This is a genomic window from Morococcus cerebrosus (genome assembly GCF_022749515.1).
In the GTDB taxonomy this organism is placed as follows: Bacteria; Pseudomonadota; Gammaproteobacteria; order Burkholderiales; family Neisseriaceae; genus Neisseria; species Neisseria cerebrosa.
This window is the reverse complement of the sequence record NZ_CP094242.1, coordinates 274,030-286,895: the sequence shown is the minus strand read 5'-3', so window position 1 is coordinate 286,895 and position 12,866 is coordinate 274,030. Positions and strand designations below refer to the sequence as shown.

Annotated in this window: 10 protein-coding genes; 1 reads left to right on the top strand and 9 read right to left on the bottom strand. The window is 54.1% G+C overall.

What is annotated here, in order from left to right; translation table 11 throughout:
• Positions 1-310: 310 nt before the first annotated feature.
• The 4 genes from prpC to pnuC form a co-directional block, all read right to left on the bottom strand.
• The gene (prpC, locus tag MON37_RS01280; RefSeq protein WP_039409160.1) at positions 311-1,465 is read right to left on the bottom strand and encodes a bifunctional 2-methylcitrate synthase/citrate synthase; all 1,155 of its coding nucleotides are present in this window, start codon (positions 1,463-1,465) and stop codon (positions 311-313) included.
• 81 nt (positions 1,466-1,546) lie between these two features.
• Positions 1,547-2,422, bottom strand: coding sequence for a methylisocitrate lyase (prpB, locus tag MON37_RS01275; protein ID WP_039409158.1), 876 nt, complete (start codon positions 2,420-2,422; stop codon positions 1,547-1,549).
• A gap of 1,187 nt (positions 2,423-3,609) precedes the next feature.
• Positions 3,610-5,043 (bottom strand): MFS transporter, encoded by a 1,434-nt coding sequence (locus MON37_RS01270; protein ID WP_039409155.1) that lies wholly within the window; start codon positions 5,041-5,043, stop codon positions 3,610-3,612.
• 103 nt (positions 5,044-5,146) lie between these two features.
• Complete coding sequence (pnuC, locus tag MON37_RS01265) at positions 5,147-5,860, bottom strand: nicotinamide riboside transporter PnuC (protein ID WP_039409152.1); 714 nt, start codon at positions 5,858-5,860, stop codon at positions 5,147-5,149.
• 395 nt (positions 5,861-6,255) lie between these two features.
• Between pnuC and MON37_RS01260 the strand changes: the two genes are divergently transcribed.
• Positions 6,256-6,822: an NADPH-dependent FMN reductase gene (locus MON37_RS01260; RefSeq protein ID WP_039409150.1), complete on the top strand. Its 567-nt coding sequence runs from the start codon at positions 6,256-6,258 to the stop codon at positions 6,820-6,822.
• Between the two features lie 91 nt (positions 6,823-6,913).
• Here the strand turns inward: MON37_RS01260 and nhaC are convergent, their stop codons facing one another.
• The 5 genes from nhaC to rfaE2 form a co-directional block, all read right to left on the bottom strand.
• The gene (gene nhaC / locus MON37_RS01255) at positions 6,914-8,302 is read right to left on the bottom strand and encodes a Na+/H+ antiporter NhaC (RefSeq protein ID WP_039409147.1); all 1,389 of its coding nucleotides are present in this window, start codon (positions 8,300-8,302) and stop codon (positions 6,914-6,916) included.
• A gap of 246 nt (positions 8,303-8,548) precedes the next feature.
• The gene (locus MON37_RS01250) at positions 8,549-9,205 is read right to left on the bottom strand and encodes a hypothetical protein (RefSeq protein WP_039409144.1); all 657 of its coding nucleotides are present in this window, start codon (positions 9,203-9,205) and stop codon (positions 8,549-8,551) included.
• A gap of 193 nt (positions 9,206-9,398) precedes the next feature.
• Positions 9,399-10,289, bottom strand: a complete 891-nt coding sequence (locus MON37_RS01245; RefSeq protein WP_039409141.1) for a hypothetical protein — start codon at positions 10,287-10,289, stop codon at positions 9,399-9,401.
• Positions 10,290-10,471: 182 nt separating this feature from the next.
• Positions 10,472-12,271, bottom strand: coding sequence for a bifunctional biotin--[acetyl-CoA-carboxylase] ligase/type III pantothenate kinase (locus MON37_RS01240; protein ID WP_039409137.1), 1,800 nt, complete (start codon positions 12,269-12,271; stop codon positions 10,472-10,474).
• Positions 12,268-12,771, bottom strand: a complete 504-nt coding sequence (gene rfaE2 / locus MON37_RS01235) for a D-glycero-beta-D-manno-heptose 1-phosphate adenylyltransferase (protein ID WP_039409134.1) — start codon at positions 12,769-12,771, stop codon at positions 12,268-12,270. Before rfaE2 ends, MON37_RS01240 begins: the two co-directional genes overlap by 4 nt.
• Between the last annotated feature and the right edge of the window lie 95 nt (positions 12,772-12,866).

The window sequence follows — 12,866 nt, the reverse complement described above, 5'->3', positions numbered from 1 at the left end:
ATTCAGTTTTTAATGGATAACAACGATTGCACGTCGTCTGAAATCCGTTCGGCTCGCAGTTTTGGCGAAGCCGTGAAAAAAGTTGCCGCGCTGCCTCCGTCATTCCCGCCGCGGCCTGTCCTCGCTTAGGCGGGGGCGGGAATGACGGCAGACGTTGCGGCTGGTTTTTCAGACGACCTTCTCTCTCTCGCATATTTCAACAGGCCGTCTGAAAAGCTGAACCGTAGGCGAATCTCAGTTTTCCGCGGGTAAAACCCACGCTACACGTCGTCTGAAATCCGATTGGTATTTCCTACGGTTGTAGTCCGTCTCAGCGTTCTTCAATCTCCACAAACGCCAAATCTTCAGGGCCGGTGTAGTTCGCGCTCGGACGGATGATTTTGCCGTCTTTGCGCTGTTCGAGGACGTGTGCCGCCCAGCCGGTGGAGCGCGAAATCACGAACAGCGGCGTGAACATGGCGGTCGGTACGCCGAGTTTTTGGTAGGACACGGCGGAGAACCAGTCCAAGTTCGGAAACATTTTTTTCTCTTCCCACATCACGCTCTCCAAGCGCTCGGCGATGTCGAAGAGGCGCATGTCGCCCGCTTCCCGGCTCAAACCGCGCGCCACTTCTTTAATCACGACGTTGCGCGGGTCGGAAATGGTGTAAACCGGATGGCCGAACCCGATAACGATTTCCTTGCGGGCGATGCGTTCGCGGATGTCGGCTTCGGCTTCGTCGGCGTTGCGGTAGCGTTTTTGGATGTCGTAGGCAACTTCGTTCGCGCCGCCGTGTTTCGGACCTTTAAGCGCGCCGATGGCGCCGGTGATGCAGGAATACATGTCCGAACCCGTACCGGCAATCACGCGGGCGGTGAAGGTGGAGGCGTTGAACTCGTGTTCCGCATACAGAATCAGCGAAACGTGCATGGCTTTCACCTGCGATTCGGTCGGGCGTTTGCCGTGCAACAGGTGCAGGAAGTGGCCGCCGATGGTGTCTTCTTTGCTTTCAACGTCGATGCGTTTGCCGTTGTGCGAATATTGATACCAGTAGAGCAGGATGCTGCCGAGGCTGGCGATGAGTTTGTCCGCAATGTCGCGCGCTTCGCTTTCGGGGTGGCTTTCGCGTTCGGGATGAACGCAGCCGAGCATGGACACGCCGGTACGCATGACGTCCATCGGATGCGTGTGCGCGGGCAAGCTTTCCAACACTTTAATCACGCGGATAGGCAGGCCGCGCATGGATTTGAGTTTGGCTTTGTAGGCGGCGAGTTCGAATTTGTTGGGCAGATGACCGTGAATCAGCAGGTAGGCGACTTCTTCGAACTCGCATTTCTGCGCCAGATCGAGAATGTCGTAACCGCGGTAGCTCAAATCGTTGCCCGTGCGGCCGACCGTACACAGCGCGGTATTGCCCGCCGCCACGCCGGAAAGTGCTACGGATTTTTTCGGTTTGAAGGTCGGGGTTTCGGTGGTTGCAGTCATGGTATTTCTCCTTTGTGTTTTTATGGGTTTTGTGTTTTCAGACGACCTATTCAAGGTTGGGGGTCGTCTGAAAACGGTTTTTTACTTCTGAAACAATTTATCCAGCTTCTGTTCGAAGTCGTGATAATTCAAATGCTCGTAAAGCTCGGCGCGGGTCTGCATGGTATTGACCACCGCCGCCTGCGTGCCGTCGCGCATAATCGCCTCATAAACATTCAGCGCGGCCTTGCTCGCGGCGCGGAACGACGACAGCGGATACAGCACCAGCGACACGCCGTTGTCCGCCAGCTCGCGCTGCGTATAAAGCGGCGTCGCGCCAAATTCGGTAATGTTCGCCAACACGGGCACTTTCACCGCGTCCGCAAATTGCCGGTACATCGCCAAATCCGTCATCGCTTCGGGGAAAATCATGTCCGCGCCCGCTTCCACGCAAGCCTGCGCCCGCTCGATGGCGGCATCCAAACCTTCCACCGCCAGCGCGTCCGTCCGCGCCATAATCACAAAATTCTCATCCACGCGCGCATCCACGGCGGCTTTAATGCGGTCAACCATTTCATCCTTAGAAACAATGGCCTTGTTCGGACGATGCCCGCAACGCTTCTGCGCCACCTGGTCTTCGATATGCACCGCCGCCACGCCCGCACGCTCGAAGTTGCGAATCGTGCGCGCGATATTGAACGCCCCGCCCCAGCCGACATCGATGTCCACCAGCAAAGGCGTATCCACATTGTCCGTAATCCGCCGCGCATCAATCAGCACATCCTCCATCGTGGTGATGCCCAAATCCGGAATCCCGCACGAACAGGCCGCCACGCCGCCGCCCGATAGATACACCGCCTTAAACCCGCTCTGCGTCGCCAGCCGCGCAAAATAAGCGTTTACACAACCGACCACGGCTAGGGGATTCGACTCCTTCACAGCTTGGCGGAAACGGGTGCCGGCAGAAAGTTGGCTCATGATATTTCTCCTTTGTAGATTAGATTTTTTTCAGTATCGACTCAGCGGCCCGGTTTCCGCAAAACCTGAAACGAACCGTTCAAAAAGAAACAATGCTTGTAAAACCGTTTTCAGACGACCTTTCAAAACCCAAATCCATCAGGCCGTCTAAAAAATCAAAATCAATAAAAACAATCAGTTAAAAAATTCAATACAAACAATTCGGTTAAGGTGGAGGTATAAGAAATTTTTAATAATTTTTAAATTCGGAAAGGAAATAAAGCTGGAAAGACAGAATTTTCAAAACCCAAACCGTCCGCAGAAATGCGGAAACCCCGATTCGGGCGAAGAGCCGTCAGACCGCCGCGACTGCCCAAAAGCAGACGACGACGGATGCGGCAGAGATAGAAGACGATCTATAACAAGACGGAGAAGTTTGGTACAGATTCATGATAGGGTTCCTTTGTAGTGCTATGTAGTTTTTATAAGTATGGACAAATTTAAAAAATAATTTTCAGGCTGTCAAATACTTTTTCTAAAATATTTTTAAAAAATTCAATCATTAATAAACAATACTTCAGAAACAAAACCCCAAACTCCCGCCTCAAAACGCCCCAAATCCTTAGCTGAAAAAGCCTACATCGCCATCAACCAATCAGAACGTTTTTAAACAATCCATCTTAAAAACAAATATAATTAATTCATTTATCAGGAATTTTTATTCAAACAAGAAAATAGGCATCCAAATCGCCCAAACCGCCCTATTTTCCACCTACTCCCTTTTCAGACGACCAGAACCAGAACAACACTCTCATTTAAAAACAACAATAACAATATTTAAAAATGTAGTCATGTGTAGTTTTAAATATAAAAAGGTCGTCTGAAAATCGTAACCCTATGATTTCAGACGACCTCACCCCAGCCGTAGCGTGGGCTCCGCCCACGAAAAAAATAACACTATTTATCGCCCGACTCGGAAACCAAGCCATCAATCCCGTGGGCAAAGCCCACGCTACGATCCGCGGCAGGTATTGCCGCGCCCTACCTGTCGCCCGTTGAATTTACTTATCAAGAAAATTTTTTGTATTTAAAGGGAAATTGTTTGCTTATCTCGGACTCACGTTCATCCACCATAAAACACAAAAAGGTCGTCTGAAACCTATAATCACATGGTTTCAGACGACCTTTTCACACATTCCCAGTACGCGTTACGACGCTGTCTGATGCCGTTTCAGGCGCATGGCGAAAAACACCATCACCGCGCCCAACACTAGCGCGCTGCCCATCGCCAGATGGATGCCGTCGAGCATGGCCTGTTGCGGCGAGGCGGCGGAGGACAGTTTCTCGCCGATATTGGTCGCGCCGACGAAAAATGCCGCGCCAATCGCGCCGGCAAGCGGGTTGATGGTGGTCAGAATCGCCGCGCCGTGGGGATTGAGTTTTTTCGGCAGCGCGTTCAAGCCGTGGGTTTCGCCCGTTACGCAGGCGGATACAGACACCGCCATCAGCGTGAACATGGCGGTCAGCATCATGACTTGCGTGTCAATCCGCAAAAACAGCCACAACACCGCCAGCGACACCGTCAGCATCACCGTGGCGGGCAACACGACAAACCGTCCGCCTTTCTTGTCCAGCAGTTTGCCGAACAAAGGCGCGGCAACCGCTTGAGCGATGCTCGCAGGCATCAGAATCAGCCCCGTCGCCGTACCCGTCAGCATCAGCACCTGCTGCGTGTACATCGGCATCAGCAGTTCCAAACCTAAAAACAGGAATACCGCGCCCGCCAGAATCACGACGCAGTAGCGGAACTGCTTATACTCAAACGCCCGAAGGTTCAGCAGCGGCGTCGCCAAGCGGGACTGGCGGTATGCAAACCAGCCCACCAGCGCGACGGAGGCGGCAAACAGCAGGATAAATTCCGCCAGCGGCAGACTGGCGAAATTACTGCTCGCATACACCAGCCCGCCGAAGCCAACAATCGACAGTACGGCAGACAAAATATCAATCTTCGGACGGCTGATGGTGCTCAAATTAACCGTCAGATACTTGCCCACCAACGCCATCGCCGCCAGCATAAACGGCGCGGTAAAGCCGAACAGCACGCGCCAATGCGTGTGGTCGATGATGATGCCCGACAGCGTCGGCCCTATCGCGGGCGCGGCGGTGAACATCATGGTAATCACGCCCATCGCCGTTCCGCGTTTGTTCGGCGGGTAAATCGACAAAACGCCGTTAAACAGGAGCGGCACGAAAAACGCGGCAGACACCGCCTGCACCATCCGCCCCACGACCAGAATCCCGAAAGTCGGCGCAAACGCGCAAATCAGCGAACCCGCCAGAAACGTCGCCTGCGTAAACAACACCATCTTGCGCGTTTCAAACCATTGAATCACGCCCGCCGTAATCGGCGTGAACGCACCCATCACCAGCAAAAAGCCCGTCGTCAGCCATTGGACGGTGGTCTTATCGACCCCGAAGTCCTTCATAATCGGCGTGAGCGCAACATTTAAAAGCGTGTCGTTGAGATAGCCGAAAAACGCGCCGATAAACAGCGTCGCCACAACGGTCTTGGCAGGAAAATCGGGATTGTCGGCGTGGTATTCGTGAGCCGTATCGTCTGTGTCAATATCGGAAGTATGCATAGCATCATATTGAAATATTTGAGAAACGCGGATTTTAGCATGGATACAAAAGGTCGTCTGAAACCCGATACCGGATTTTCAGACGACCTTTGAAGCTTGATAATTATTTTCCCGAATGCCGTTTTACCAGCTTCGTCCAGTTGATATAGCCGTAAACCGAATTGCACAAATACATGACGTACATCAGCAAAAGCGGCAGGCTCGTTTCTCCGTTTTTCAACCATGCCGCAGCCCACAGCGAAATCGTCAGGATATTGACCACAATCCACAATGCCCATTGCTCGCGGTAGCGCAGAATCATCAACACCTGAGCCACAATCGACACGACGACCGTTACGCCGTCAAGGGTCGGCAACGCGCTGCCTAAGTGGTGCAGCCATTCGATATATGCCGAAGTCCCCACAACGGACACGGCAACCACCAGCAACCACTGCCTGACCGTCAACGCCTTCGCCTTCACTTCCTCCGTTTCCGCCGTTTCGCCCAGAGCCATATGTCTGCGCCACATAGCGAAACCGACAAACTGGACAGGCACATACACCAATAAATTCAGCATCATCTCGCCGTAGAGCTTAAACGTATAGGAAACATAAGCATACAGCGATACGGAAATCAGCCCAAACAAATAATTGCTGATTTTCCCTTTACCGACGAAGACGACGCACAAAATGCCCGTTACCGCCGCAATGCTCGCCAGCCATGAGTCGGGATTGAAGACGAACACGACCGCCTGTATCCCCAAAAACATCAGCAGCCACACCGCTTCGAAATGCGTCCAACCGCCGAACAATTCGCGTTTCCACCAGTCTAATGACATGATTTTTCCCTCTTTTTTCTTTATTGATGCTCGATGTGGGATGCCTCTCAAACCCAAAAATCCATCCCATATTGCATATGTTTTACATTATGCGTAAGTTTCAATTCGCACGCAATAAAACAATTACTAAAGTTATATATCTAATTAAAACTGTTGCCCAAGGAATACAGTGAATCCGAAAAAAACAAGGCTTTCCATCTGTCGATATGTCTTCAAGCAACTGAATTTTCATCAAAATTCCCATAACAACCGCAAAGAAACGAAATCTCAGCGTGTACGACCTGCCCGTAGATAAAGCCGCCTTAACGCGATGCCCTAATCTTGACCGTTATCCGCGCCCATTTTAAAATGAATTTACGAATCGTTTTTATTTTCACACAATCAGGAGAAAATTCATGGCAAAAAAAGTCAGCATTTTAGTAGGCAGCCTGCGTAAAGGCTCGTTTGCCCGCAAAGTGGCGCAAAACGTCATCCCCATGTTCCCCGAAGGCTACGAAGCCCAAATCGTCGAAATCGGCGGCTTGCCGCTCTACAATTTCGACTACGACGACCCCGCCGAAACCGACTTCCCCACGCCCGAAAGCTACACTGCCTTCCGCGAAACCATCAAAGCCTCCGCCGGCGTATTGTTCGTTACCTCCGAAAACAACCGCACTGTCCCCGCCTGTCTGAAAAACGCGGTAGACATCGGCTCCAAACCCAACGCCGACGTCGCATGGAAAAACACGCCCGCAGGCATCATCAGCCATTCCGTCGGCAAAATGGGCGGTTACAGCTCGCAAAAAAACCTGCGCCTCGCCTTGTCCTACTTCAATATGCCGCTGACCGGACAGCCCGAAGTCTTCCTCGGCAACTCCCCTACTCTGTTTGACGATAACGGCAAACTCATCGAATCGGCACGCAGCTTCGTCCAAGGCTATATCGATCAACTCGTCGCCCTGATCGAGAAAAATCCCAAATAAGCCGTCATCTATTCCGTCAAAGCATTTCCATAAAAAAGGTCGTCTGAAAACCTATGCCGAAGGTTTTCAGACGACCTTTGTATCCCCTGCTTTACGCAGTTTCTTTCTTGCTCAACGTCAGACCTGTCCAACCGAACAGCAGCGTCAAAATCAGGCTCAAATAGCAGAAGAAGGCATAAGGCAGGTATTCCCAAACGGGTACGCCGAGGGCGTGGCTGATGAACACGCCGCACACGCTCCACGGCACAAGCGGATTGATGACCGTACCCGCGTCTTCCAGCGTGCGCGAAAGGTTGCGCGAATGCAGTCCGAGCTTGTCGTACACGGGTTTGAAGGTTTCGCCGGAAAGCAAAATACTCAAATATTGTTCGCCGATGAGGAAATTGACGCCGACCGACGTGGCGGCAACGCTGAATGTAGCGCGTCCGGCGGTAGTCAGGAACGCGCGGATGGCGTCCAGCAGCGACGGAATCACGCCGAGCGTAAACAATAATCCGCCCAAACTCATGCCGAGAATCACGATGGTTTGCGTGAAGAACATGCTTTCCAAACCGCCGCGCGAAATGAGTTTGGCGATGTCTTGAAACGCTTCGCCTTCGAGTTTGTAGCCGCCGTAAAACCATGTGCCGAGCTGGTTCAAGTCGGGCGTGCTGTGGAAATAAGTTACCGCAAGCGCGGCAAGGATGGTGAAGAGCATGGCGACGACGGCGTTGATGCGCAACAGCGCCAGCACGACCAACAGCGCAAACGGAACCAGCGAATAGCCGTGTACCAAGCCCGTCGCTTCAAGCTGGCTGCGGAAGGATTCGACGCTGTTCAAATCGTGGGCGGCAACATTGGGCAAGAGCCACAGCATCAATGCCGCGCTGATGAGCCACGCGGGAATGGTGGTGTACATCATGTTTTTGATGTGTTCGAACAAATCAATGCCGACGATGGAGGCGGAAATGCCCGTGGTATCGGATAGCGGGGACATTTTGTCGCCGAAGAACGCACCGGAAACAATCGCGCCCGCCGTCATCGCCAAATCGGCATGAAACGCCGCCGCCATGCCCATAAAGGCAACGCCGACGGTGGCGCAAGTGGTCAAACTGCTGCCGATGGACACGCCAATGACGGAACAGAGCGCAAAGGCGGAGAAATAGAAATAAGTGGGGGAAATCAGCCCGAAACCGTAATACATCAGCGTCGGAATCGCGCCGCTCATCATCAGCGCGCTGACCATCAACCCGATGAAAAAAAACAGGTAAATCGCGCCCATGCCCTGCCCCACCGCGCCGACCATGCCTTTTTGCATGTCGTTATATTTCAACCCGCGCACGAGACCGTAGAGGATGAGGACGGTAATGGCGGCAATGATGGACATATGGGGCAGCCAGCCCAGCGAAATGATGGTGTAACCCATCGCCCCGATTAACGCCACGACGACGGCAAGAGCTTCTCCGCGCGGCATATCGAGCAGTGATTTGAATGTAAACATATTGCTTTGCCTGTTTTGTGTGTATTTAACGAAGTTTAGCACACGGGGTCGTCTGAAAAACCGCTTTTCAGACGACCCCGTGATTTTTTATGAATGTAGCAATAGATTTTTATTAAAATAATATAATTTTAAATTGGATTTTTTAGAAGAAAATATCTATTTTTTAGTATTTAAGAAATATTATGGCTTTTTATACCTCAGATAACCATATCGGCCATCATATGAAAATACTGGGCTAATTTCGTTTTATTCCGCTTCACACTGTTTCAAGTTAAACCTTGCCGCAGACGCTTCGCGTTTGTAATCTGTTTCGTTGATGTAATTTGGCCGATAATCCCGCAGCCATTCGGACAATGGGGCAAGCGTTTTGCGGCAGGCCGCTTTATCTCCGGCATTTTTAAAGCTGACTGCCAAGTCATTCAAAACCCGCATCCAGTCGGTCAGATAGAGGAATCTGCCGCATTGGTTTAGATATTGCCGCTTGAGGTTTTCCGCCTCTCGGAAACGTTTTTCCCGATAGGCAGCCCGGAAACGCCGCTCTGCCGCTTCTGCATATTTCGGGGCGCAGGCCGTCGGCATTTTATAATAAACCCTGTCGAAAAAAGCATTATGCCCGCAATAGTTTTGACAGGCTTCTCGGGCGGTTTCGGGGATGTCCAAACGCACACTGTCGCGCTTGAAACTGAAATGCACGACACAGCCCTCCCCATCGCTGGCAATACGGTTGCGAACGATGCCTTCGTAATCGCACACATTGCCGTTTGGATTGACTGTACTGACGGAAAAATTGCTGCCCTCAAGCGTCAGCACCCCACTACTGAGACGATCGTCGGCAATGACGTAGTTCTGTGCGGCAGCATGCAGGGATAACACGGCGGGAAGCAAGAAGATTAAGGGTTTCATCAATACGGACACTCCTCAGAATTGACGGTCTCAGGCACTTGGCAAAGCTTTCACGCCCGAAATGGATTGATTAAGAAAATACCCTCACTTCCCTTTCTACCCAAACAGGAAGGACGGCAGGAGCTTCTATGGTTTGAATGGGCTATATTTCTGTAAAAAGGTCGTCTGAAAACGTTCAGACGACCTTTGGGTTTTATTTGCAGGTTTTCATATTCAGGCTGCCGTAGCGGCCGACGATGTTGCGGATTTCCTGTGCGTCCTTTTCATCGACCGACATGAAGATGACGGTCATGCGGGAGACGCTGAGGGTGCTGTCGGCGGCGTTGCCTTTGTCGTCTTGTTCGACGATGCGTGCGCCGCCGAAACCTGCTGCGGACAGGCGCGAGATGAGGACTTGGGCGGAGGAGCGGCTTTTCATGACGCCGAGGCTGATTTCGCCGTTGTGAAGCGTGCCGTTGAAGCCTTTGTTGCCGAGCGCTTCGAGGCGGTTCATGGCTTCGCTGTCGGCGGGCAGCACGACGCGGAAGGTTTTGGCGGCGTGGTCTTTCGATGCGCCGCGTTTTTCTACGGTGCGGCTGGCGGCGTGCGGCCAACGGGTCAGCAGGCCTTTGATGCGGTGGTAGTCGTCTTCATCCAGGGTAACGCTGGCGTTGGACGTACATTGGCGGGCGGCGGATGCGTTTTTGGCGGCGGGATTTTCGTTGGCGGCAGCATTCGGATTGGTGTTTTCGGCGGCGGCTTTTTCTTTTTCGCGGCGGGCTTTTTCTTCTCGTTCTTTTTTTTCTTTTTCGCGGCGCGCCTGTTCCTCTTCTTCTTTTTTCTTGCGTTCGGCTATGGCTTCTTCGGATTCGGGTTCGGGCAGGTCGGCTTGTGTTTCGTCGGTTTGCAGCCAGTCGGGTTGCGCGTTGTCGGCAGGCGCGGGGGCTTGCTGCGGGCGCAGGGATTCAGGTTGTGCGAGTTCGTGGGCACCGCCTTCTACGGGCGCGGCGGTGTTGGGGGATTTGGCGTTGTTGAGGCGGTGCGTAATCATGCCGCCGAAGACGATGATGTTGAGTGCCACGAGGGCGGCGAAAAGCCATTTCATGAGTTGTTTTCCTTTTTTGTGTTCGGTTGCCGTTGCGGTGTGCAGGCGGTTTTGTGTTGTTATTGGTTGTGGCGGATCGGCGTCAAAGCCAACCGGCTGAAGTTTGCTGCGTCTGAAGGTCGTCTGAAAAGCGGTGTTGCGTTTCAGACGACCTTTTTGAATCTGCGCTACGGTATGGCTGCTTATTCGGGCAATTTATCAGGCTGTTCCTGCTCTTGCGCGACCCAGTTCAATAAGCCGTAAATGACGAGATTATCTACAATTTTTACTGTATTGTCCAAAACAAACTGCTTGGGCAGGGCGTTGACGACTTTGCTTGCGCCGCCGCCGGTGATGATGACGTCGACGGGTTTGCCTTCGCCCGTTTTTTGTTGCAGCCGCCCGTGCATCATGATGACGGCTCCGCAAACGGCATCCATCATGCCGCTGGTGATGGCGTTGGGCGTGGTGGTGGGGAAGGGGTACACTTTGCCGGCGGGGCGGTCGAGGTTGGCGGTTTTGGCGGCGAGGGCTTCTTTCATGAGGTGGAAGCCGGGCATGATGGTGCCGCCGAGGTAATGGTTGTCTTCGGTGAGGGCGTCGGTGGTTACGGCGGTGCCGCAGCTGACGACGACGCAGGCGTTTTGGCTGAAACGGCGGCTGCCCAAGGCGTTGAACCAGCGGTCGGAGCCGTGTTCGGCGGGGTTGCGGTAGTGGTTGCGGATGCCGAGCGCCTGCGGCATGGAGGGCAGCCAGCGGACGGGCGCGGTCAGGTGGGCTTCGACCAGGGCTTTTTTGAGGTCTCCGCACACGGCGCAGCCGACGATGCGGGTGCGGTCGTCTGAACGCGCTGCCCATTCTTCGCCGAGTTTGCTCAAATCGCGGTACGGCGCGCGGGTAACTTCGTTGAACACGCCGTTTTCCACCCATGCCCATTTGAGCTGGCTGTTGCCGCCGTCGAGCAGGAGGAGGCGTTCGGGCGGGCGCGGCGCGGCGGTGCGGGGCGTGTCGTCGGGGCGCAGGCTGATTTCGCCGCTGACGACGGTTTGTTCGCCCGTGGTTGTCATCAGGTGCAACGCGCCTTGCGCATCAACATTGAGTACGGTGCCTTCGCTTACGGTTTGCCCGTCGCGCAGGAGCAGGACAGGTTTGCCGTGGTCGCGGTGGGCGGTTTGGTATTCTTCGAGGAAGGGGGCGAACCCGTTTTGCGCGTATTGCGTCAGCACGGCATTGAGTTCGCCCAATAATTTGTCCAACAGCGTTGAAGCGGGAATGCAGTGTACGGCGGTTGCGCCGCGGACAAGCTGCGCGTTGTGGAAAAGGGCTTGGACGGAGGCGGCGTTTTCGACTTCTTTTGGCAGGACGAAATTGATGCCTATGCCGATGACGGCGGCGGTTTTGCCCTCGTTGCGGACGGTTTCGATCAGGATGCCGCCGAGTTTGTCCCTGCCGGCGACCAAATCGTTCGGCCACTTGATTTGTATGTCCAAACCTGATGCTGCCAAGGCGCGGCGGCAGGCGAGCGCGACGGCGGGGGCGAGCGAGCCGAGTTCGTGCTGCGGTTTGTCGAATACCCAGCCGAAGCTGAACATCAGGCATTCGCCCAGCCGGTGTGTCCACTTGCGTCCCTGCCGCCCGCGGCCTTTGGTTTGCAGATGTGCGACGCAGAGCGATTTATGGGCTTGTTCGGGAGAAATGCGCGCCAGATTCAGGATTTCGTCGTTGCTGGACGTGCATTCATGTTTTAAGGTCGTCTGAAAACCGCGTTCCGCGCCCAAACGCTGCAAGGCTTCTTCGTCAAACAAGGCAAGCGGGCGCACGAGCCGCCATTGCCCGTCGTGCTGGCGCAGCAGTCCGCGGATGTGCGCGGGCATCTGTTGCCAAAAGCCGTTGAGCTGGTGCGGCTTCACGCCCGCGATACGCGCGAGATGGGAAACGTGTTGCGGCAGACCGTCGGCGAGTTCCGCCAAAACCCGACTGTGCGGCAGTTTCAGCGCGGTCATTTGCCGCCCTCGGCTGCGCGGATTTTCTCCAGCGTTTTCGTGGTGGAAGTCTGGTGCAGGAACGGAATGGAAAACACTTTGCCGCCGCGCGCCAGCGTTTCTTGCGCGCCGACGATTTTTTCGACCGGCCAGTCGCCGCCTTTAATCAGGATGTCGGGTTTGATTTGCTCGATCAACTCGGCGGGCGTGTCTTCGTCAAACCAAGTGACCAAGTCCACGCTTGCCAATGCCGCCGCCACCGCCGCGCGGTTCTCCAGCGGGTTGACGGGACGGTCGTCCCCCTTGCCCAAACGGCGAACGGACGCATCCGTGTTCAAAGCCAGCACCAACGCCGCCCCCGCCGACCGAGCCTGCGCCAGATAGGTAACATGCCCCCTGTGCAGAATATCGAAACAGCCGTTGGTAAACACCAGCGGGCGGGGAAGCGTGTGCAGACGTTGCGCCAATTCTTTGGGCGGGCAGATTTTGCGTTCGAAATCGGGGAGGGACCAGTCAGACATAATCGGGATTCCGTCAGGGATAAACAGACAGGCGGTATGATACCGAAGCGGGCGGAAAAGGAAAACCGCGGGATAAAAATAAGGAAAGGTCGTCT

What these genes read in the sequence shown, in the direction of transcription:
- MON37_RS01240 (WP_039409137.1), bottom strand. Translation starts at nt 12,271, where the DNA reads ATGACCGCGCTGAAACTGCCGCACAGTCGGGTTTTGGCGGAACTCGCC.
- MON37_RS01250 (WP_039409144.1), bottom strand. Translation starts at nt 9,205, where the DNA reads ATGAAACCCTTAATCTTCTTGCTTCCCGCCGTGTTATCCCTGCATGCT.
- pnuC (WP_039409152.1), bottom strand. Translation starts at nt 5,860, where the DNA reads ATGTCATTAGACTGGTGGAAACGCGAATTGTTCGGCGGTTGGACGCAT.
- prpC (WP_039409160.1), bottom strand. Translation starts at nt 1,465, where the DNA reads ATGACTGCAACCACCGAAACCCCGACCTTCAAACCGAAAAAATCCGTA.
- prpB (WP_039409158.1), bottom strand. Translation starts at nt 2,422, where the DNA reads ATGAGCCAACTTTCTGCCGGCACCCGTTTCCGCCAAGCTGTGAAGGAG.
- rfaE2 (WP_039409134.1), bottom strand. Translation starts at nt 12,771, where the DNA reads ATGTCTGACTGGTCCCTCCCCGATTTCGAACGCAAAATCTGCCCGCCC.
- MON37_RS01260 (WP_039409150.1), top strand. Translation starts at nt 6,256, where the DNA reads ATGGCAAAAAAAGTCAGCATTTTAGTAGGCAGCCTGCGTAAAGGCTCG.
- MON37_RS01270 (WP_039409155.1), bottom strand. Translation starts at nt 5,043, where the DNA reads ATGCATACTTCCGATATTGACACAGACGATACGGCTCACGAATACCAC.
- nhaC (WP_039409147.1), bottom strand. Translation starts at nt 8,302, where the DNA reads ATGTTTACATTCAAATCACTGCTCGATATGCCGCGCGGAGAAGCTCTT.
- MON37_RS01245 (WP_039409141.1), bottom strand. Translation starts at nt 10,289, where the DNA reads ATGAAATGGCTTTTCGCCGCCCTCGTGGCACTCAACATCATCGTCTTC.